18 protein-coding genes are annotated in these 20,583 nt (G+C 70.5%); 3 read left to right on the plus strand and 15 right to left on the minus strand.

Going from position 1 to position 20,583, the window contains the following annotated elements:
- Positions 1-88: 88 nt before the first annotated feature.
- Positions 89-766: a GAF and ANTAR domain-containing protein gene (locus tag ORI60_RS12265; RefSeq protein ID WP_266037234.1), complete on the minus strand. Its 678-nt coding sequence runs from the start codon at positions 764-766 to the stop codon at positions 89-91.
- A gap of 458 nt (positions 767-1,224) precedes the next feature.
- The gene (locus ORI60_RS12270; RefSeq protein WP_266037235.1) at positions 1,225-1,974 is read right to left on the minus strand and encodes a calcium-binding protein; all 750 of its coding nucleotides are present in this window, start codon (positions 1,972-1,974) and stop codon (positions 1,225-1,227) included.
- 808 nt (positions 1,975-2,782) lie between these two features.
- Here ORI60_RS12270 and ORI60_RS12275 point away from each other — a divergent pair.
- Entirely contained in the window at positions 2,783-4,051 is a 1,269-nt protein-coding gene (locus ORI60_RS12275; protein ID WP_266037236.1) for a glycoside hydrolase family 30 beta sandwich domain-containing protein, read from the plus strand.
- A gap of 21 nt (positions 4,052-4,072) precedes the next feature.
- Here ORI60_RS12275 and ORI60_RS12280 read toward each other — a convergent pair whose 3' ends face one another.
- Complete coding sequence (locus ORI60_RS12280; RefSeq protein ID WP_266037238.1) at positions 4,073-4,855, minus strand: MBL fold metallo-hydrolase; 783 nt, start codon at positions 4,853-4,855, stop codon at positions 4,073-4,075.
- Between the two features lie 82 nt (positions 4,856-4,937).
- On the opposite strand from ORI60_RS12280, the gene ORI60_RS12285 reads away from it, so the two are divergent.
- Positions 4,938-5,546 (plus strand): CGNR zinc finger domain-containing protein, encoded by a 609-nt coding sequence (locus ORI60_RS12285; protein ID WP_266037240.1) that lies wholly within the window; start codon positions 4,938-4,940, stop codon positions 5,544-5,546.
- A gap of 21 nt (positions 5,547-5,567) precedes the next feature.
- Here ORI60_RS12285 and ORI60_RS12290 read toward each other — a convergent pair whose 3' ends face one another.
- The 12 genes from ORI60_RS12290 to ORI60_RS12345 all read right to left on the minus strand — a co-directional run bounded on the left by ORI60_RS12290 (position 5,568) and on the right by ORI60_RS12345 (position 18,767).
- Positions 5,568-7,094 carry a hypothetical protein gene (locus tag ORI60_RS12290; RefSeq protein WP_266037242.1) on the minus strand — a complete coding sequence of 509 codons (1,527 nt, stop codon included), beginning with the start codon at positions 7,092-7,094 and terminating at the stop codon, positions 5,568-5,570.
- A gap of 197 nt (positions 7,095-7,291) precedes the next feature.
- Positions 7,292-8,473, minus strand: coding sequence for a fumarylacetoacetate hydrolase family protein (locus ORI60_RS12295; RefSeq protein ID WP_266037245.1), 1,182 nt, complete (start codon positions 8,471-8,473; stop codon positions 7,292-7,294).
- 93 nt (positions 8,474-8,566) lie between these two features.
- Entirely contained in the window at positions 8,567-9,463 is an 897-nt protein-coding gene (locus ORI60_RS12300) for a hypothetical protein (protein ID WP_266037246.1), read from the minus strand.
- A gap of 57 nt (positions 9,464-9,520) precedes the next feature.
- Complete coding sequence (locus ORI60_RS12305) at positions 9,521-10,684, minus strand: globin domain-containing protein (protein ID WP_266037247.1); 1,164 nt, start codon at positions 10,682-10,684, stop codon at positions 9,521-9,523.
- A gap of 138 nt (positions 10,685-10,822) precedes the next feature.
- The gene (locus tag ORI60_RS12310) at positions 10,823-11,476 is read right to left on the minus strand and encodes a hypothetical protein (protein ID WP_266037248.1); all 654 of its coding nucleotides are present in this window, start codon (positions 11,474-11,476) and stop codon (positions 10,823-10,825) included.
- 96 nt (positions 11,477-11,572) lie between these two features.
- Entirely contained in the window at positions 11,573-12,469 is an 897-nt protein-coding gene (locus ORI60_RS12315) for a universal stress protein (RefSeq protein ID WP_266037249.1), read from the minus strand.
- On the minus strand, positions 12,466-13,572 hold the full coding sequence (locus ORI60_RS12320; RefSeq protein ID WP_266037250.1) for an acetate/propionate family kinase: 1,107 nt from the start codon (positions 13,570-13,572) through the stop codon (positions 12,466-12,468). Before ORI60_RS12320 ends, ORI60_RS12315 begins: the two co-directional genes overlap by 4 nt.
- Entirely contained in the window at positions 13,569-15,899 is a 2,331-nt protein-coding gene (locus tag ORI60_RS12325) for a phosphoketolase (RefSeq protein WP_266037251.1), read from the minus strand. The genes ORI60_RS12320 and ORI60_RS12325 overlap by 4 nt, the downstream gene beginning before the upstream one ends.
- Before the next feature lie 10 nt (positions 15,900-15,909).
- Complete coding sequence (locus ORI60_RS12330; protein ID WP_266037252.1) at positions 15,910-16,170, minus strand: hypothetical protein; 261 nt, start codon at positions 16,168-16,170, stop codon at positions 15,910-15,912.
- Between the two features lie 236 nt (positions 16,171-16,406).
- Positions 16,407-16,931, minus strand: coding sequence for a hypothetical protein (locus tag ORI60_RS12335; RefSeq protein WP_266037253.1), 525 nt, complete (start codon positions 16,929-16,931; stop codon positions 16,407-16,409).
- 25 nt (positions 16,932-16,956) lie between these two features.
- Entirely contained in the window at positions 16,957-17,649 is a 693-nt protein-coding gene (locus ORI60_RS12340) for a universal stress protein (RefSeq protein ID WP_266037254.1), read from the minus strand.
- An 89-nt stretch (positions 17,650-17,738) separates the two neighbouring features.
- On the minus strand, positions 17,739-18,767 hold the full coding sequence (locus ORI60_RS12345; RefSeq protein WP_266037255.1) for an Acg family FMN-binding oxidoreductase: 1,029 nt from the start codon (positions 18,765-18,767) through the stop codon (positions 17,739-17,741).
- Between the two features lie 137 nt (positions 18,768-18,904).
- On the opposite strand from ORI60_RS12345, the gene ORI60_RS12350 reads away from it, so the two are divergent.
- Positions 18,905-20,578 carry a GAF domain-containing protein gene (locus tag ORI60_RS12350; protein WP_266037256.1) on the plus strand — a complete coding sequence of 558 codons (1,674 nt, stop codon included), beginning with the start codon at positions 18,905-18,907 and terminating at the stop codon, positions 20,576-20,578.
- Positions 20,579-20,583 lie beyond the last annotated feature (5 nt).

Genomic DNA, 20,583 nt, shown 5'->3' on the forward strand with positions numbered 1-20,583 from the left:
TGCGCCACCGCTCATCACCAGCTCCTGTCTTCTTCGTCCGACGGTAGTGCTGCCAGGACCGGGTCGCCATCGAGGTCTCGTGCGTGGTTCATTTGCCCAGTTCCAGCGGTGACAGCCTGCGGCTCACGATGTCCTTGGCGACGTCGTCCAGCGCTCTCCCCATCACGAAGGCGTACCCCCGCAGCCGTGACAGGGCCTCCTCCGCGGAGATGTCGAGGGCCGCGAGGATCATGCCGGTGGCCTGGTGCACCTGTTCGCGGCCGGGCGACAGCACACCGCGCAGGCCGTCGGTGCCGTCGAAGTCACCCAGCAGCACTCCGAGCAGCACCGCGGCCACGACGTCGACCACCTCCAGCGCGACGGCGAGCTCCTCACCCGACAACCAGCCGGGCCGCCGGCGGTAGAGGTCGACCGCGCCTATGCCGATCGCCCCCGCCTGCAGCGGGAACGCGAAGATCGCGCCGATGGGCAGCGCGGTGATCGCCGCCGCGAACACCGGCCACTCCACGACCGATGCGCGGGCCAGATCGGGGACCAGCACCGGCCTGCGAGTCGCGAAAGCCTCGAAGCACGGCCCCTCACCCAGGTCGAACTGGACGTCCTCGATCTTGGAGGCGATCTGGTCGCTGGCGTACAACGTCTCCCGCTCCCGCGGGCCGCTCATCACCGAGATCGACGCGCCGTCCACCGGCAGCACGTCCACACACGCGCGGATGACGCGCGCCAGCGTGTCGAGCTTGCTCTCGTTGTCACGAAGCGCGGCCATCACCGTCGCTCGTGCGTCACTCAAGGACCGGTGGGGTTCATCAGGTACGCGCACCTGGGATCACACCGCCGACCAACGACCGTTCGTGCACGGTTGGCACCGAATTCCTCCACCACGTCGACTGCTCCCAGTCGCTCCTGGACGTAGCGAGGTCTAGGCCCACGGCTTGCGTGACCGCATCAGGATCAACAGGTCCAGCCTACCCGGTGTACGCCCGCTGGACGACGTCCGGCGGGCGTAAGAGTGAGCGACGGGCCTGACCGGCGAGGAGCCCTGCCGGGTGCCGAGAGGACCCGTACGTCCACATCGGACTGGATTCCGCCGGGCAGGACGCTTCGGCCTGGGGTGCACCCGGAGGCGCGTTCGGAACGAGTCCCCGGCCTCCGCGGAGACCGGGGCACGCACGGGACGGGATCAGGACCTGACTTCTCTCCTCGTTCGGGTGCCCGGCGACTGGATCAGTTCGCGAGGCGGATGCCCTGTGAGGTGGCCGGTAGGAGGCAGGCGTAGCTCAGGGGGAGCAGACTCACGAACGTGCCCCCTGCTCCGGTGCAGATGCCGCGGGCCTCCTGGACGCGGCGGTTCTTCGGGCTGAGGGGGTTGAACACGCAGACGTACCCCACTGGACTCACGGTGAGGGAAAGGACGCCGCCGGTCGCGGTGCACAGCGCGGTCGCGTTGCCCGTGCCCGAGCCGGGGCCCGTTGCCGGCGGGGTGCTCGTGTTCTCGCAGCTGGCGTGGATGTCGGGATCCGGTGCGGGGCCCTGGCAGGTGTCGACGCCGAGGCCGCCGTCGAGGCTGTCCTGGCTGCCGTCGATGGACGCGCCGGCGAGGGTGTCGGTGCCGGCGCTGCCGGAGATCGTGTCGATTCCCAGCCCGCCGGTGAGGGTGTCGTTGCCGGTACCGCCGGTGATGGTGTCGTTGCCGTCGCCGCCGTCGATCGTGTCGTCGAGGTCGGAGCCGGTGATGGTGTCGTTGCCGCCGTTGCCGTAGATCGTCTTGGCGGGATCCGTGCCGCCGCAGTCGATCGTGTCGTTGCCGGGACTTCCGGTCACGACCGTGTCGGTCTGGGTCACGCCGGCGCTCACGACGCAGTTGACCGCGGCCTCGGCGGTCAGCGGAGCGACCGCCCACAAACCCGGGACCGCGAGAACTCCGGCCACCGCGGCGACGATCAGCCGGTGGATCTGACTCTGTTGGATCCTCATGTCTTCATTTCCCGAACACGATTTGTTCGTAAGCCGCACAACGCGGACGCGTCAGCGGAAAAGGCTGCGCGAGCGACGCGGAGAAGACCTCGTCAAGCGGCCTGTGCGGCGACTCGCGGAGCATGTCACGTCACCAAGGTCCGGGGTAACGGAATGAAATGTACCCCTTCGGTCGCGCTGACCGGTACCGCAGTCCCCCGAATGGTCCTCCTGTGTGGCAGATAATTGTCTTGGATGCATCAAAACAGCTGTTCAGGGCAGTTTGGGACACATATTTTCCATTGGGTTGGAATTGATGTTGTCCCATGGTTCGTGTCAATGCGCGGAGAAGATCGCGGGTAGTGGCGGTTGATCGGTGGTCGCCGTTCTTGTTGTTCACCTCCGTGGTTTCCGTCCGCTGCTTGAGCAATCATGTTCCTGGAGTGCGGGCGGTCGGGCTGCACAAAAGCACAGCAGGCGGTGGCGGCCGACCTCAGGTCCGGGCTCACCTCGCGTGTGGAAGGTTGATCGCCCTGGGCGCCAATGCCTTGGCACACCTGGATGTTCGTCCTGGGGCTGAGCGCTCTCACCTATGCGCTGGTGGAACTCGACAAATGGCGCCGCCGTGTCGCGGGCCGGTCGGTGGTGAGCTCGTCGAGGTTGTCGGCGAGGTGACGTGCGTGGTGCCACTTCGTCGCCTGCGCCATTCGCTGATGCCATTCGATGCGTTCGATTGCCAGTTCTTGACCGTGACTCGTGAGCACTAGTAGTACTGATCGCTGGGAGCGCTCCCGGGAGGTTCCTCCGGGCGACGGGAAGTCGGGATGCCATGACAGCACGGCGAGACCAGTCCGAGAACGAGGGCTCGCAGCCCTTGCGCCGGCGGACGTTGCTGGCGGCGGGCGCCGCACTACCGGTGCTGGCGGTGGGGACACCCGCCGCGGCGGCCACCTCGGTGGTCGTCGAACCGTCGAACGTGCAGCAGACGATCCTGGGCTTCGGCGGCATGAACCACACCGTCTGGATCAGCGATCTCACCGCCGCGCAGCGGGAAACGGCGTTCGGCAACGGTGCGGGACAGCTCGGGTTCACCGTGCTGCGCATCCCGGTCCACGAGGACCGGGCCAACTGGAGCCGTGAGGTCGCCACGGCCAGGCGTGCGGTCGAGCTCGGCGCCAAGGTCATCGCCTCGCCGTGGAACCCGCCGGCCTCGATGACCGAGACCTTCTCCGGGGGCAAGAGGCTGCGCTACTCCTCTTACGGCGCCTATGCGCAGCACCTGAACGACTTCTCCGCGTTCATGGCGAACAACGGCGTGAACCTGTACGGCATCTCGATCCAGAACGAGCCGGACTACGCGGCGGAGTGGACGGCGTGGACGCCGGGCGAGATCGTCAGGTTCCTGCGCGAGAACGCGGGCGCGATCAACACCAGGGTCATCGCGCCCGAGTCGTTCCAGTACCGCAAGAACCTCTCCGACCCCGTCCTCAACGACGCGGCCGCGCTGGCGAACGTGGACATCATCGGCGCGCACCTCTACGGCACGCAGCCCGCGGACTTCCCGTACCCGCTGTTCCGGCAGAAGGGCAACGGGAAGGAGCTGTGGATGACCGAGGTCTACCACCCCAACAGCAGCGACTCCGCCGACCTGTGGCCGCAGGCGCTCGACGTGGGCGAGCACATCCACCGCGCTCTGGTGGACGGCCGGTTCCAGACCTACGTGTGGTGGTACATCCGCCGCTCCTACGGTCCGATGCGCGAAGACGGGCAGATCAGCAAGCGCGGCGCCAACATGGCGCACTTCTCGAAGTGGGTGCGTCCCGGTTACTCGCGCATCACCGCCACCGCGAACCCGCAGTCGAACGTCTACATCTCGGCGTTCAAGAGCGGAGCCAGGATCGTCATCGTCGCCGTCAACAAGAACACCTCGCCGGTGGACCACGTGTTCACCGTCCGGGACACCGGTTCCGCGACGATCTCGACCTGGCTGACGAGTGCTACTGCGACTCTCGCGCACTACAACGACTTCACCATGTCGAACGGCTCGTTCAACGCTCAGCTGCCCGCCCGCAGCATCAGGACGTTCGTGCTGAACTGAGGCAGCCTGTCGGCGGAGTCCTCAGGTCCATTGCAGACGGTCGGAGAGTCCCGCGGCGGCGAAGGCGGCGGTGAGGTCGTCGCGGCCCTCGGTGAAGTGGGCCCAGCCCTCGTAGTGGACCGGAACCACCCGGCGGGCGTCGAGGATCTTCGTGGCCTCCGCGGCCTGGGCGCTGTCCAGCACGAGCGGCTCGCCGCCGAAGAGACCGGCGAAGCGCGGGGCGCCGGCGAAGAGCACGGCGGTGCCGATCGGGCCGAACCGCTGGGCGATCTGCTCGACGGCGGCGAGCGAGGCGTTGTCGCCGCTGACGTAGACCGCCGGCAGGCCGTCCCCGGTTAGGACGAAACCGACGACCTGGCCGGTGAACGGTTCGACGTCCTCACGGCTGCCGGGACCGTGGACGGCGGGCACGCCGGTCACGAGCACGGTGCCACCGTCAGGACGGTCCAGCGCAACGGACTCCCAGTCGGCCAACCCCTGGGTCCTGCCTCCGAGGCGCTGCTCGGCTCCGGGGGTGCTGAGGGTGAGCGGGACGTCGGCGAGCAGGGCCCGTCCTGAGGTGTCGAGGTTGTCGGCGTGCTCGTCGTGGGAGAGCAGCACCACGTCGACGCGGCCCAGGTCGGCGGGCGCGATCCGGGAGTGCCCGAGCTTGGTCAGGACCCCGCCTCCGCCGGCCGGGTGGTCGCCGGGGCCGTCGAAGGTCGGATCGGTCAGGAACCGCAGGCCGCCGTACTCGAAGAGTGCGGTCGGGCCGCCGAAGACGTGGACGGGGAACTGGTCGGTGGCCGGGGGAGCGGAAGTCACGAGAAAGATTCCTCACGGTTCGGGTGTTCGTTATCCGTGAGGCTGACGGTAGCGATTCTCACGGACTGAAGCAAGCCGTACCATGAGGTCCGTGGATGAGAGCATGACGGCAGAAGTCGCCTTGCCGCCGGTGCCGGGCGAGGAGCAGTACTCGTCGCTCGCTCTGGCCAACAGCGCGGTCGCACTGCCGGGCGGTCACGTGCTGGACCTCCTCGGCACTCCCGCGCAGACGAACCTCTGGCTCACCGGGCACGGCCTCGCGCCGGTCGACATCGGGATGCGGGAGATGTGCGCCACGCAGTTGCGGTCGCTGCGGGAACAGATCAGGGCCTTGTTCGACGCCCGCGTCGCCGGGCTGCCCGCCCTTCCCGCCGTTCTGTCGGCCGTCAACGACGCGCTGACCAGGGTCCCCACGGCTCCGCTGCTGCACTGGGACGAGAAGAGCGGTCCCTATCGGGCGACGCCGCACCCCACCACGGAGATCGTCGACCACGCCCTCGCGACCCTCGCCGCCAACGCGGCCGACCTGCTCACGAGCCCCGATGCGGAACGGCTCACCGCCTGCCAGTCCAGCCCGTGCAACCGCTACGTGCTCCGCCACGGCCGCCGCCAGTGGTGTTCCACTCGGTGCGGTGACCGAGCACGGGCCGCCCGCGCCTACGCCCGGCGCACCCGGCCTGAGACGGACTGAGCTGGCGGGCCGGTACCGGCGTCACTGGTAGGAGACCATCGACGGCTTCGGCTTGTAGCTCATGGTCTGCTCCGGTGTGAGCATCGGCTTGTCCTCGTCGTAGAAGTTCTTCCAGCCCATCGGCAGGTCACCGGGCCGGGCGCCCACGACGGAGTCCCAAGTGGACACCTTCTGGCCCGTCGTGCCCTGCCCGTCCATGTGGATCAGCAGCTGCACCTCGTCGCGGGTGGTGTCGAGCGACTGCTCGTTCCGGATCATCGTCAGCTGGAACTGGTGTGCCACGAGCAACTTCTGCGGCAGGAACTTCGCGGCGGTCAGCTCGGCGAGCCACGCCGTGACCTCGTTGATCTCCGAGGCGTCGACACCGCCGATCTGCTGCAGCGGCACCTGGTCCGGCCCGAGCTTCCACTCGGGGTCGACGGCCAGGCCGACGTGGGGCATCTCCAGCAGCGACGCGTACCGCTTGGCCTGGTCCAGCAGCCGGGCCCGGCCCGGTTGCAGGTCCAGGATCACGTACACGCCCTCCTTCCCGGCCCTCTCCGCCCACGGGCGCAACACCTCGACATCGGTCTCGCCCGAGTAGTCGCCGTCCGGGCCGGGTGCGCCCTGGGCGACGGTGGCGATGATCTCCAGGGTCGGCACGACGGGAACGTCGCTGAACGGCTCGTACTCCTCGGCCAGCTTCTTGACCCGGGCGATGGACCCCTCGAGGTCCTGCTCGCCGAGCGCACCGAGCGCGGGCCCGTCCGGATGGCCGTAGAGGCAGACGAGCAACCTGCCGGGGAAGAGCGCCTGTCCACCGCCGGGCAGCTGGCCACCGCGGCCCACCGCGTCGAGCCGCCTGCTCAGCCGTTCCGGCGGACCGAAGTCCTCGCCCAGCGCCAGCAGCGAGGCGGACGGCTTCGCGCGCAACGCGTCGATCGCCGCCTGGTCGCTCCTCGGATCGGAGCCGCGCATCGCGACGACTCGCGCGCCCGCGGCCCGTGCCGTGGCGACCGCGGCGGCGTCGTCCCGGCCGGTGTCCGCGAGCACGGTCACGTCCACCGGTGGGGCGGGCTCGACGGCCGGCAGCCCGGCGGGCAGATCCGTGATCGTGGCACCGTCCTGGGGTGCGTCGATCCCGATGACCTCGGGCTTGCCGGACCACGCCTCGACCTCACGGCGTGCGTCCGCGCCAACGGCGAGCACCACCTGCGGTGACAACCTCCCCACCTCGTCCCGCACGGGAGTCGCGTTCGCGGCGGGAACCTGGAGCGCCGGTACGCCCAGGCGCTCGGCGACAGCGCCTGCTCCGGCCGAGGCCGCACGGTCCGCCTCCGCGGCCACCACCACGACGGGGGCGCTGCGGAAGAGCGCCGAGCTCACGGCGATCGCCGACTCCGCGCCGGGCCCGGCGTCCAGCACGACGGTCTTCTCGGCCGGTACGGCCACGTCGGCCCTCAGCGCACCGTCCGGCGCCTCGGCCGTGAGCCCGAACGGCCCGGCGGTGCAGCCCGACACCACCACGGACACCACCAGGGCGAGGTGCCAGCGCCTCCGCGCTGCCACAGCGGGTCGAGAAGACTTGTGATCAGCGCGTTCCAGCACGTCAACCGTCCAAAGTGGAGAGGTGGTCCGCCTCGCTGCACGAGGGATAGCCCGTCGAGGGCCGGATCTGCACCGACCACGCCACAACCACCCGAAAGAGGACACGAGCACGGCACGTCGAACCTGCCGGTCGGCTCGTCAGACCGCGCTGTCCTACCTCACGAGCGCGAGCCCAGCAGACCGCGGGCGGCGAGGTTCTCCATCAGCGCGGTGATGCCGAACGTCCAGTCCGCCGCGGCCTCGGCGGTGTTCACGACGTTCGTCAACGCGCCCAGCCGGTGCGAGGAGATGCGGACGACGTCCCCGACCTTGTGGGTGAACCCTTCGCCGGGCTGGTCCCGGTCCTCGGTCGGGGCGAACATCGTGCCGGTGAACAGCGCGAAGCCGTCGGGATAGCGGTGGTGGGCGCCGAAGGCGTGGGACACGAGATCCTCGAGCTCCCGGCTGATCTCGGAGACCGGATTGACGCCGTGCAGCTCGAATCCGTCGGGTCCGGTGATGTCCAGGGCGATCTCGGTGGCTTTGGCGTCCGCGAGGGTGAACCCGTCGTCGAACAGCCGCAGGAACGGTCCGATGGCGCAGGAGGCGTTGTTGTCCTTCGCCTCGGTGAGCAGCAGAGCGCTCCGGCCTTCGAAGTCGCGCAGGTTGACGTCGTTGCCGAGCGTCGCGCCGACCGGGTTCCCGCGCGAGTCGACCACCAGGACGAGTTCGGGCTCGGGGTTGTTCCAGGCCGAGCGGGCGAGAACGCCGACGTCGGCTCCCAGGCCCACCGCCGAGAGCACCGGGGCCTTGGTGAAGATCTCCGGGTCCGGTCCGATGCCGACCTCGAGGTACTGCGACCACAGGCCCTCGGCCTGCAGCACCCTCTTCACCTCCGCGGCCTGGGCGGATCCCGGCTCGAGGTGGGAGATGTGGCCCTGGACGATCGCGCCCACCTTCGCGCGCACTTCCTCGGCCCGTGCGGGATCGCCGTCGGCACGCTCTTCGATGACCCGCTCCAGCATGCTGCGGACGAAGGTCACGCCGGCGGCCTTGAGCACCTGCAGGTCGACCGGTGCCAGGAACCGGGGAACGGCGTCGGCCGGGTTCGTCGTGGCGGCCAGCACCTCCGCGAGCGGCCACGACGTGCCGCCAGGGTGGTTCTTGACGATCTCCAGCGCGTCCGGACGCTCCAGCAGGGACGACACGGTCGGCGTCAGCGGCGACAGGTCGACGACCTCGTCGCCTCGGATCGCCACGACCGACGGGCCGCCCGCGGACGGGTCGAAGACTCTCGCGACCAGGGTGGCGTCCGCCGCGTCCTGGGGAAGGACGTCGGCTGCGTTCAGCGAGATCCCCATGGAAATCCTTCCTGCTCGCACCACGTCCCGCCACGACCTGGTCAGCCGGCCGCGCTTTCGGCACCCTACCGGCTCCGCGCGGGGGTGAACGGGCTACGAGTAGTCGATGTCCAGGCCGGCGAACCCCTTCGACCTGAACAGCTCCCCGCCCGCCTTCTTGAACGGGTTGCCGCAGTTGACGACCGTGACGCTCGCGAGCTTCGGGCAGTCCAGCAGCGCCTCGACGTTCACGATCCTCTTCGAGTTCAGGACGGTCAGCTGGACGAGTTCGGGCAGCGCCTGGAACACCGTGCAGTCGATCTCGGCGCGGATCCCGTTGAGGCGCAGCGCTTCCAGCGTCGGGATCGCCGCGAGCCGGGCCACCGGGAAGTCGCGTCCGGTGCCCGCGATCTCCAGCACGCGCAGCGGCGCCACCAGGTGGCCGACGACGTCGGCGTTCTTCAGGTCCTCCAGCTCCAGGTGCCGCAGCGACGGCAGCTCCCCGAGCTGACGCAGCACCGCGTCGTCGCCGCTCACGTTGGTGCGGAGGAACTCGAGCGGCGGCAGCGGATCGACCACCTGGGGCAGCCGCGGCGTGGTGTACGAGGTGACCCACATCAGCGCCCGCAGTGCCGGCACAGCGGTGTCGGCGGCGAGCGGGGCCGAGGGGACCCGCCCGTCGTGATTGCCGATCACGAGCGACGTCAGCGTCGGGGACGTCAGGTGTGCCACGAGCGGTGCGGGCAGCTTGAGCGACCGCAGGTTCACGAGGTCCGGCAGGTAGGCGGGCAGCACCGCCTTGCGCAGCTGGGCCTCCGTCGGGCACAGGGCCAGGCCGCGTATCCGCGCCACGTCCTCGGGCCGCGGTGCGCCCTTCCACGGAATCCGGACGGCACCGTCCTCCGTGCAGTGGTCGCACTCGGCGGCGTTGCCGACGCAGAACACCTGGTCACCGCCGATCGGGCCCAGATACCGTGCCCGGCTCGCACCGAAGAGGTCGACACCCGTCATGCCGGGCATCATCCAATCCCAGGCCGTCGCGTCCGGTACGGGCCCCTCGCCGACGGGTCAGTTGTCCAGCATGCCGGGACCGAACACCTCGTAGCGGATGTCGTCGGTGTGCATGCCGCGGTTGAGCAGTCCTGCGCGCACGTCCCGCATGAACGTGATCGGCCCGCACAGGTAGGCGATGGCGTTGGGCGGCAACGGGATCGCGTTCACGTCGACGAGACCCGGCTGTCCGCCGTCGCCACCCTTCCCGTACCAGGTGAGTTGTCCGAAGCCGGCGAGGCGTGCGTACTCGGCGCGGTGCGCGTGCCGGTCGGGCGACGTCTCGGCGTGCACGGCGACAACCGTGCGGGCAGGTTCCGCGGCCGAGATCTGGCCGAGCATCGACAGCATCGGGGTGATACCGATGCCCGCGCTGATCAGCACCACGGGCCGGTCGCCGGGCTGGAGCGTGACCTCACCGGCCGGCGGGCCGACGAGCACGACGTCGTCGGCGTGCACGTTGTCGTGCAGGAAGTTCGACACCGCGCCGTCCGGGGCGCCGTCCGCGCCCCGGACCCGGCGCACGGTGATGCGCAGCTCGCCGCGGCCGGGTGCCTGCGACAGGGAGTACTGCCGCGGCTGCCGGTGCCCGTCCGGCAGGTCGACGGCGACCGACACGTACTGCCCCGGCTGGAACACCGGAACCGGTCCTCCGTCGTCGGGCAGCAGGGTGAAGGACGCCGTGTCGACCGCCTCCTCGTCGCGCTTGGCGACGCGCCAGGGGCGCCACACCGTGCCGGGGCTGACGCCCGCCTGCTGGTACAGGCCCGCCTCGGCGGCGATCAGCGTGACGGCGAACAGCCAGTAGACCTCGTCCCAGGCTGCGGCGACCTCGGGGGTGACGGCGTCGCCGAGCACGGTGGCCACCGCGCCGATCAGGTGCCTGCCGACGATCGGGTACTGGTCGGGACGCACGCCGAGCGAGACGTGCTTGTGGGCGATGCGTTCCGCGATCGGGCCGAACGGCGTGCCGTCGAGCAGGTGCTGGGCGTAGGCGACCACCGCGGCGGCCAGCGCGATCTGCTGCTTGCCGCTGGCCTGGTTGCCGCGGTTGAACAGGTTCAGCAGTTCCGGGTGCGCGGCGAACATCGACGGGTAGAACTCGGCGGTGATCTCGGCGGCGTGGTCGCGGACGACGGGCAGGGTCGCACGCACCACGGCGGCTGACGCAGCGGAAAGCACAAGTAGCTCCTGAGGACGAGATCCGAGGTGGGACTGACGGCGCGGTGGCGCGCGATCACCTCTTGAGCTTGCGCGATCAAGGACAGGCGGCCGCAGGTGAGAACGTCGCGTCCGGGCCAGGACCATCGTCCCGCGCAATCATGACCGGACGACCTTGGCGGGAACGCGCTCACGCCGTTCCTGCGCACTCCGCTCGCCCACGACGCGAATCAGGTACGCGCCGGTGACGGCTGCCATCGCCGCCGCCATCAGCAGACCGCCGAGGGCACCGATGAGCGCGATGAGCACCGGCGACTGGCCTGGCTGCCACAGGGGAGTGGTGACGGCGGTGAACACCAGGAGGCCGGCTCCCCACGCGAGGGCGTTGGCCCAGATCCACAGATGGGCGCGGGCGAAGTGGCGGCGCAGCACGAACCACTGCGCGGTTCCCAGTGACAGCAGCACACCGGTGCCCGCGACCGCGGCGATGGGCAGCAGGGCCGCGAGCGGCAGTGCGTTCAGCCGCTCGCCGTTGTGCACCACGAGCATCGCGATCGCCCAGGCGAACCCCGCCGCCAGCGCGGTGGCGCCGATCCAGTTCCGGCGGCTCAGGCCGCCGTCGACGCGGCACAGCACGACGGCCTGCGCCACACCGAGCACGGCACCCTCGGCCACTCCGGTGAGAACGAGCAGCTGCGGCGACGAGGTGAGCGCGCCGACGAGGGCGGGCACGAGGAAGCCGGCGAACTCACCCGCGGTCGTCCAGCGAAACCACGACCACCGGATGGCGCGTGCGGTCAGTTCGGTTCTCATCCCTCCACGTTGCGCGCCGAAGCGTTCCCAGTGGAGGGACCAACGTCCTCATCCGGCCGGTGCGCAGTGCTCGACTTCTCCCTCGACATCACCGGATCAGTGCCGTGCCAGCGGGACCACCGCGACCGGGCAGTGCGCGTGGTGGATCAGCGCCTGGCTGGTCGATCCGAGCAGCAGACCGCGGAAGCCGCCGCGTCCGCGGGTGCCGACGACGACCAGCTGGGCCTTCGCCGACTGCTCGACGAGGGTGTGCGCAGGCCGGTCCCGGGTGAGCGTCTGGTGCACGGGGACGTCGGGATACCTGGTCGTGCAACCGGCCAGCTGGTCGGCCAGCACCCGCTGTTCCGCCGCCTCGATCGACGCGAGGTTCGTCGCGGTCAGCCCTCGCTGCCACGCGGTTTCGGCGGTGAGGTCCCACCACGTGCGCACCGCGTGCACGGCGGCACCGCGCAGCGCGGCCGCCTCGAACGCGAACGCCAGGGCGGCGTCGCTGGAGGGCGATCCGTCGAGGCCCACCACGACCGGCGCGTCGCGGTCGGGAGTCGTGTCGGAGGACGGGTCGCGCACGACGACGGTGGGGCACTGCGCGTGGGTCGTCACCGCGACCGCGACGGAACCCACGAGCAGCCCGGTGAACCCTCCCAGGCCGCGTGACCCCAGCACCACCAGCTGGGCAGACGCCGATCGGCCGATGAGCTGCTCTGCCGCGCCACCGCTGGTCAGCTCCGTGCTCACCTCGACCTCCGGAGCCGCTTCTTCCGCCACGGCGGTGGCCTCGGCGAGCAGCACCCTGCCGTGGTCGAACACCGCGTCGGCATAGGACTCCGACGAGGGGGCCACGTGGGGCGCGTGGACCGGGACCACCATGCAGGAGTGCATGACCACGAGGTTCGTACCGCGCCTGGCCGCCTCCTCGGCGGCCCAGCGCACCGCGTGCGAGGCCGAGGTCGACCCGTCCACTCCCACGACCACCGGCGTGCTCGTGCCCGTCATCGTTTCCTCCTGTCGGTGTCGTTCACCAGTGCGCGGGTCTGCGCGGCGATCTCGACGTCCTCTCGTGCCTCGACCACCCGGACGTCGACGGCCGAACCGTCGCGGCTGACGCGGCCGTCCGCCGCGGCTTCGGTGTTGCGGCCGGTGTCGAGGTCGATGCCGAGGAACGCCAGTCCCTCGGCGGTCTCCGCTCGGAGCACGGCGTCGTGCTCACCCACCCCGCCGGTGAAGACGAGCACGTCGATCCCGCCGAGCGAGGCCGTCATCGCAGCGATGCCCTGCCGCAGGCGGTGGACGTAGACCTGCAGCGCGAGCACGGCCCGTTCGTCGCCGTCGTCCGCGGCCTTGCGCACGTCGCGGAGGTCCCCGCCCACCTCGGACAGGCCCGCCAGCCCGGAGCGGTGTTCGAGGCCGTCCTCGAGGTCGTCCAGCGCCAGTCCGGCACGTTGCAGCCAGATCAGCAGACCGGGGTCGACGTCTCCGCTGCGGGTGCCCATCACGAGCCCCGCCAGCGGGGTGAAGCCCATCGTCGTGTCGACCGATCGTCCACCCGCGACGGCGGCGAGCGATGCTCCGGAGCCGAGGTGGCAGCTGACGACGCGAGCGCCGGGCCTTCCCGCCAGGGCGGCGGCGTGACGGGAGGCGTAGGCGTGCGACAGGCCGTGGAACCCGTACCTGCGCAGGTCCCACTTGCGCCGCCACGCGGCCGGCACGGCGTAGGTCGTCGCGGCGGCCGGCATCGTGGTGTGGAAGGCGGTGTCGAAGCAGGCGACCTGCGGCAGGCCGGGCAGCAGTCGCCGGGCAGCGTCGATGCCGGCGAGCGCACGGGGCTGGTGCAGCGGCGCCAGGCCGGTGAGGGCCTCGACCCCGGCGCGCACGTCGTCGTCGATCACGGTCGCGCCGGTGAACGCGGAACCGCCGTGCACGACCCGGTGCCCGACGACGTCCACGGCCGGCGCGTCGCCCAGGAAGTCCTGCAGCGGTCCGGTCTCGTCGCCTCCTGACCACCGTTCGACGGTGGTCTCGGCGAGGACTGCGTCGTCCTCGCCGAGCACGCGGAGCTTGAGGCTGGAGGAGCCCGCGTTCACCACGAGGACGTTCACTGCCAGGTCCAGTCGCGGACCTCGGGCAGGTCCTCGCCGTGCTCGCGGATCCAGTGGTGGTGGCGGGTGCGCTGGTCCTGCATGAGCTGGCGCAGCCGCGCCGCCTTCGGGCCGAGCCCGTCGACCCGGTCGATCACGTCGACGACGAGCCGGTACCGGTCCATGTCGTTGAGCACGAGCATGTCGAACGGCGTGGTGGTGGTGCCTTCCTCCTTGTAGCCGCGGACGTGCAGGTTGTGGTGGTTGGTGCGCCGGTAGGTCAACCGGTGGATCAGCCAGGGATAACCGTGGTAGGCGAAGATCACGGGCTTTCCGGCGGTGAACAGCGCGTCGAACTCGCGGTCCGGCATGCCGTGCGGGTGCTCGGTGTCGGGCTGCAGGCGCATCAGGTCCACGACGTTCACCACGCGCACTCGCAGCGACGGCAGGTGTTCGCGGAGCAGCTGCGTCGCGGCCAGCACCTCGACGGTGGGGGCGTCACCGGCGCACGCCATGACGACGTCCGGCTCCTCCACTCCGTCGTCGTTGCTCGCCCACTCCCAGATGCCCGCGCCGCGCGCGCAGTGCAGCTCGGCCTCCTCGATCGAGAGCCAGTCCGGCGTCTCGTTCTTGCCGGCGACGATGACGTTGACGTAGTCCTTGCTGCGCAGGCAGTGGTCGGCCACCGACAGCAGGGTGTTGGTGTCCGGCGGCAGGTAGACGCGGACGACCTCCGCCTTCTTGTTCATCACGTGGTCGATGAAGCCGGGGTCCTGGTGGGAGAAGCCGTTGTGGTCCTGGCGCCACACGTGTGAGCTGAGCAGGTAGTTCAGCGACGCCACTGGCCGGCGCCACTCCAGCTTCTTGTGCGTCTTGAGCCACTTGGCGTGCTGGTTGAACATCGAGTCGATGATGTGGATGAACGCCTCGTAGCAGTTGAACAGGCCGTGCCTGCCGGTGAGCAGGTAGCCCTCCAGCATGCCCTGGCACAGGTGCTCGGACAGCACCTCGACGACCCGGCCGTCGTGGACCAGGTGCTCGTCGACCGGCAGCGTCTCGGCCTGCCACTGCTTGCCCGTCACGTCGTACACGGCGTCGAGCCGGTTGGACGCCGTCTCGTCCGGGCCGAAGATCCGGAACGAGCGGGCGCCGGCGTTGAGCGCGACGACGTCGCGCAGCATCCGGCCGAGCACCCTGGTCGGCTCGGAGTGCGTGGTGCCGTGCTTGACGACCTCGGCGGCGTGCGCGCGGATGCCGGGCATCTTCAGCTCTCGCAGCAGCAGTCCGCCGTTGGCGTGCGGCGTGGCACCCATCCGGCGAGCGCCGTCCGGAACGAGGGCGGCGAGCTCGGGCCGCGGTGCCCCGTGCTCGTCGAAGAGCTCGGCCGGCTGGTAGCTGCGCAGCCACTCCTCCAGCTGCCGCAGGTGCTCCGGGTTGTCCCGCACACCGGCCAGCGGGACCTGGTGCGCGCGCCAGGTGTTCTCGACCGGCTTGCCGTCCACTTCGGACGGACCGGTCCAGCCCTTGGGGCTGCGCAGCACGATCATCGGCCAGCGGGGGCGCTCGTTCGTCTCCTTGATCCGGTGGATCTCGTCGATGACCTGGTCGAGCACCTCGGCCATCCGGGCGTGCATCGCCTGCGGCTCATGGCCTTCCACGTAGTGCGGTGCGTAGCCGTAGCCGCGCAGCAGCGCGTCCAGCTCGTCGTGGGGTATCCGCGCCAGCAGGCTGGGATTGGCGATCTTGTACCCGTTGAGGTGCAGGATCGGCAGCACGGCGCCGTCCGTGGCGGGGTTGAGGAACTTGCCGGCGTGCCAGCTGGTCGCGAGCGGTCCCGTCTCGGCCTCGCCGTCACCGACCACGCAGGCCACGATGAGGCCGGGGTTGTCGAACGCCGCGCCGAACGCGTGCGCGAGCGAGTAGCCCAGCTCACCGCCCTCGTGGATCGAGCCGGGGACCTCGGGCGCCACGTGGCTCGGCACCCCGCCGGGGAAGGAGAACTGCCGGAACAGCCTGCGCATGCCGTCCTCGTCGCGCGGCACGTCCGGGTAGGTCTCGCTGTAGGTGCCCTCCAGCCAGGTGTTGGCCAGCAACGCGGGACCGCCGTGTCCGGGGCCGGTCACGAACATCATGTCCAGGTCGCGGTCGCGGATCACGCGGTTCAGGTGGGCGTAGAGGAAGTTCAGTCCCGGCGTGGTGCCCCAGTGGCCCAGCAGGCGGGGCTTGATGTGCTCCGGCGTCAGCGGTTCGGTCAGCAGCGGGTTGTCCAGCAGGTAGATCTGGCCGGCCGACAGGTAGTTGGCGGCTCGCCAGTACGCGTCGACGAGCTCCAGGTCGGCGTTCGGCATCTCGCGCTCCTCACTCGGGTCTGTTGGCTTCCACGGTGCCGTCCTGATCGATCACGGAACAGGGCGCGCGGTCCGGGACGACCGGGACCGAAGTCCCGCCGATCCCGGCACCTCGGGCCCTGTCCGCCCCCGGAGGCACGGCCGGACTCCGCACACCGGGTACCCGGAGATCACTTCCGCACGCTTCCGGCCGGACTCGGTCGCGGGTGTTCTCTCCGGAGGCGATGAACCGCACCAGCGCCACGAACCGCACCAGTGGTGCGATGGACACGACAACGATGATCGAGACGAGTGACAGGCGCACGATCGTGGCCCAGTCGGTGACCGGGTCGGTGAAGGGAAACGGGAACTACTGGACCGTCCGGACCAGTGCCGCCAGGCCCCGCGGTGACGTCGACCACCACCGCGTCCGCCGCTTCCACCAGCACCTTCTCGACGATGCGGTCGGCCCCGGCTCCGAACCGGGGACTCCAGGCCCTCACCGCAGGACCGTTGGGCTTGCCCTCGTCAGCTCCTGGTGCCCCTGGTCTCGGCGTTGTGCTTGACCGTGCGCAGCACCGCGCGGCTGATGGTCGCCACCGCCGGTGTGCTGATGCGCCAGTAGCGCCGGAACTGGACCCAGGCCTGCGGATCGGTGAGCGTCACCCGGATCTCCGAGGACACCAGCGTCCGGCGTTCTCCGTACGGGTGCGTGGAAAAGGACCACACGACTTTGCCGTAGCCGGGTTCGGTGAAGTCCGGGAAGTCGCGCGGCTCGCAGGGGAACCACTTCACGACCGGGCGCCAGAACTTGCCGACCGCTCCGAGCGCGATCTCGTGGCCCGGGTTCTCGCCGAGGATCATCCAGTCGGTGCCCGTGTCGAGGTCGTCCCACGTCAGTCTGGTGCGCTCGCGAAGGGGACCGTGCTTGCGCGCACGCCATCTCTCCGGCACGTCGCGAAACCACACCGCGAACGCGGCGATGCCACCGCGCAGCTCGGTGAGGTCCAGCTCGCGCAAGGACTTCCACGTCGCCGCGGGATCCGCGTTCACCAACAAGTGGTCGGTGCGGCCGAACTCAGGCCTGGGGGCGAACCGGTCGGCGAGGAGCGGGGATGGCGACGCGACCATGGTGTGCCTCCAGAACTGGTTGGTGCACCACGAGAACAGGGCACGGCGCGTGGTGGAGTGCCGCCCTGGTGACGGTACCGCTCTCGTGCGTGTCACCGGAACCGACGACGATGAGGTCGGTGTCGGTGCAGCGCGCGATCGCTTCATGTGGCTGTGCGCGAACCAACACCGCGTGGTGCGGTACGCCGTGGAGCGTGGCCGACGCGCGAGCCAGCACGTACGAGTGGTCCGCATCAAGACCACACCTGACCGGGGAGTGCGGTGCGGCGTGCAGAACGCGCAGTGCCGCGCCACGCCTCCGCGCGAAGTCGGCGGCGTGGCGCAGCACCCGGCCGTCACCGGGACCGCCGCTGACCAGCGCGGTGACGTGGCGGTGGGTCGCGTCGACCGCCGCAGGGGTGCCGCGGACGACGACCGTGTCGCAGCGGGTCGTGGTCAGCAGCGGCAGGACGTGCTCGCCGAGACCGAGAGCAGACGTTCGGCGGCCCCGGTAGCCGACGACGACGAGCTGGGCGCGGAAGTCGTCCCGCGACCGGTGGATCTCGAGCCCGGTGCCGACGAGCGCCGCGTGGGCGGCTGCCCAGCGCAATGCGTTCTGGTCGCCTCTGGCGCCGTCTTGGAGGATCACGACAGGTTCCATGCTTCGACGATCGTTCGTCGCCCCCGCTCGGGGCAGGGCGGGAGGAGGCCGTTGTGGCAGGACCAAGGTCCCGTCGTCGCCGGGCCCCGTCATTCGCTGCCGGTGGCGGCCCCCAGCGTGCCGGCAGGCTGGTGCTCGTCGGAGCCGATCAGCAGTTCGGAGACCGGACGGCGCGGCGTCGGCGGGACCGGCGTGCTGTAGCCCAGTCGCAGCACGGTCTGCGGCACGAGCATGCCGCCCAGGGCACGTCGCAGGTCCTCCCGGACGCGCCGCACCTCCACCGGTTGCGACAGGAACGACGCGGAGAGCCCGCGGGTGGTCGCGGTGAGCAGAACGCGCTGCATCGCCTGACCTGCTTGGAGGTCGCCGAGCGGGCCGTCGTAGAACGAGCACAGCACCACGACGAGCGGGTCGGACTCGTAGTCCTTGCCGGGATGGCGTTCGGGGCCCTGGAAGTCGCGGAACGCCCACTCGTCCTGCATCGCCGGCCGCACGCCCGCCGAGGCGGGCGGCACACCGTCGGCCGCGCCGGGACGCCGGCCGGTGAACGCGGCGAGCTCCGCCTGCACGCCCTCGTCGCCCAGCTGGATCTCGTGCGCCTGCCGGACGAACCGCTGGAGCTGCGCGCGGTCCTGCGGTGTCGTGATGGCGTGCAGCCAGGACCGTTCCAGCTCGGCGGCCCGGACCAGCGCGTGGCGCTGGCGGGGATCGACGGCGGCTTCGAGGAACGGGCGGCGGTTCGTTCGCCGGCGGGGCACGGCTTCGAGCAGTGCGCGGCTCTCGTCGTCGTTCTTGATCGTGCCGCCGCGACGGACGACGGCGAGCGCGCCGGGTGCGTCGTGGCCGGGCAGCATCGACACGAGCGGCCGCACACCCATGCTCTGCAGGGCCAGCCGCATGTTGAACAGGGCCGCGCCACACGACAGGCGCAGCTCACGGTCTTCGGGGTCGGTGGCCGCCAGCTTGCGGCCCGGGTCCGGGTGCAGCTCGATGCGGTCGCGCAGGACGCGGAACCGCCAGGGCTGCGTGTTGTGCACGGACGGAGCAAGCGAGGCAGCCGTTAGCGCGCTCTCGATCTGTGCGGGCCCCAACCCCAGAGCCGCCGTCACCTGTGCCATTTACTTCACCTCATCGTGTTCTTGTGGAACGTCGTGGGCTCCACTGTCCGCGTTGGAGCGAGGCTGACCCACCACCGAAGGTCCCGACCTGGCCGGGACAGCTTGGCGTCGTCGCGGCCGCGTGAAAGGCTTGATCCATGGGAGAAGCGGAGGACCTGCCGTCCCGCAGCCTGCTGGGCGGGTTGCGGCTGGACGAGCTGCTCGACGAGATGCGGGATCGGCTCGCCGAGATCGGGTCGACCAGGGACAAGATGCAGAGCCTGCTCGACGCGGTCCTGGCGGTCGGTGCGGGCCTGGAGCTGGACTCGACGCTGCAGCGCATCGTGCAGGCCGCTGTGGAGCTCGTGGGCGCGCGCTACGGTGCGTTGGGCGTGCTCGGCTCCCGGCACAACCTCTCGCAGTTCGTCTACGTCGGCATCGATGCCGAGACCCGTTCGCACATGGGACACCTGCCCGAGGGCAAGGGCCTGCTCGGCCTGCTGATCAAGGACCCGCGGGCGATCCGGCTGCACGACCTCAGCGAGCACGCCGCGTCGGTCGGTTTCCCGCCCAACCACCCGCCGATGCACAGCTTCCTCGGCACTCCGGTGCGCGTGCGCGACGAGGTGTTCGGCAACCTGTACATGACCGAGAAGATCGGCGGCGGTGACTTCACGGCCGACGACGAGGTCGTGCTGGAGGCGTTGGCCGCGGCGGCGGGTGTCGCGGTGGAGAACGCCCGCCTGTTCGAACGCTCGCGGACGCGGGAGCGGTGGCTGGAGGCGACCGCGGAGATCAACGCCCAGCTGCTCGCGGGCGCGACCGCCGAGGACGCGCTGCGGCTGATCGCACAGCGTGCCGTGGAACTGGCATCGGCGTCATGGGCCGCCGTCCTGTTGCGCGAGGGCGACGATCTCCTCACGGCGGCGCACGCGGGCGGCAGAGCCGTTCCCGAGACCTTCAGCGGTGACGCACCGGTGCTCGCACAGGTGCTGGAGACGGCGGCACCGGCGCTGGTCGAGGAGGTGGACGGTCAGTTCGGCGATCTGCCCGCCGAGTCGGGCGCGGCGGCGGTGTTGCCGCTGCGCGCCGGCTCCACGGTGACCGGTGTCCTGCTCGCGGTCCGGGACAAGGACGCCCCCGGGTTCGGGGTGGACCTGATGCCGTTGCTGGCGTCGTTCGCCGACCAGGCCGTGGTCGCGATCGAGTTCGCCGAGAACCAGAACGCCAAGCGGCTGGTCGACGTGCTGGAGGACCGCGACCGCATCGCGCGTGACCTGCACGACCACGTCATCCAGCGGCTGTTCGCCACCGGCATGAGCCTGCAGGGCTCGCTGACCTGGGTGACCCATCCGGAGGTCCGCCGGCGGGTGACGAAGGCGGTCAACCAGCTGGACCAGACGGTGCTGGAGATCCGCACGTCGATCTTCGACCTGCAGGCCGACGCCAGCGACACGGGGCTGCGCCGCCGGCTGCTCAACATCGTCGCCGAGATCACCGAGGGCGCTGACGTGAGTCCGGCGGTGCGGATGTCGGGCACCATCGACAGCCTGGTGCCCGACTACATCGGGGCGCACGCCGAGGCCGTCGTGCGCGAGACCGTCACGAACGCGATGCGGCACTCCCACGCGACGGAGCTGACGCTCACGGTGGAGGCAGGCGACTCCCTGATCATCTCCATGGTCGACAACGGGCTGGGCATGCCGCCCGAGGTCGCACGCAGCGGCCTGCGCAACCTCGAGCAGCGTGCGGCCGAGCTGAACGGCACGCTCACGGTCGGCGAGGAGCCCGGCGGGGGCACGCGGGTGACGTGGCGGGTCCCGCTGGACTGACCGGG

The organism is Lentzea sp. NEAU-D7 (assembly GCF_026242055.1).
Classification (GTDB): domain Bacteria; phylum Actinomycetota; class Actinomycetes; order Mycobacteriales; family Pseudonocardiaceae; genus Lentzea.

What these genes read in the sequence shown, in the direction of transcription:
- ORI60_RS12275 (WP_266037236.1), top strand. Translation starts at nt 2,783, where the DNA reads ATGACAGCACGGCGAGACCAGTCCGAGAACGAGGGCTCGCAGCCCTTG.
- ORI60_RS12285 (WP_266037240.1), top strand. Translation starts at nt 4,938, where the DNA reads ATGAGGTCCGTGGATGAGAGCATGACGGCAGAAGTCGCCTTGCCGCCG.
- ORI60_RS12300 (WP_266037246.1), bottom strand. Translation starts at nt 9,463, where the DNA reads ATGACGGGTGTCGACCTCTTCGGTGCGAGCCGGGCACGGTATCTGGGC.
- ORI60_RS12340 (WP_266037254.1), bottom strand. Translation starts at nt 17,649, where the DNA reads ATGGAACCTGTCGTGATCCTCCAAGACGGCGCCAGAGGCGACCAGAAC.
- ORI60_RS12345 (WP_266037255.1), bottom strand. Translation starts at nt 18,767, where the DNA reads ATGGCACAGGTGACGGCGGCTCTGGGGTTGGGGCCCGCACAGATCGAG.
- ORI60_RS12295 (WP_266037245.1), bottom strand. Translation starts at nt 8,473, where the DNA reads ATGGGGATCTCGCTGAACGCAGCCGACGTCCTTCCCCAGGACGCGGCG.
- ORI60_RS12270 (WP_266037235.1), bottom strand. Translation starts at nt 1,974, where the DNA reads ATGAGGATCCAACAGAGTCAGATCCACCGGCTGATCGTCGCCGCGGTG.
- ORI60_RS12310 (WP_266037248.1), bottom strand. Translation starts at nt 11,476, where the DNA reads ATGAGAACCGAACTGACCGCACGCGCCATCCGGTGGTCGTGGTTTCGC.
- ORI60_RS12315 (WP_266037249.1), bottom strand. Translation starts at nt 12,469, where the DNA reads ATGACGGGCACGAGCACGCCGGTGGTCGTGGGAGTGGACGGGTCGACC.
- ORI60_RS12325 (WP_266037251.1), bottom strand. Translation starts at nt 15,899, where the DNA reads ATGCCGAACGCCGACCTGGAGCTCGTCGACGCGTACTGGCGAGCCGCC.
- ORI60_RS12350 (WP_266037256.1), top strand. Translation starts at nt 18,905, where the DNA reads ATGGGAGAAGCGGAGGACCTGCCGTCCCGCAGCCTGCTGGGCGGGTTG.
- ORI60_RS12265 (WP_266037234.1), bottom strand. Translation starts at nt 766, where the DNA reads ATGGCCGCGCTTCGTGACAACGAGAGCAAGCTCGACACGCTGGCGCGC.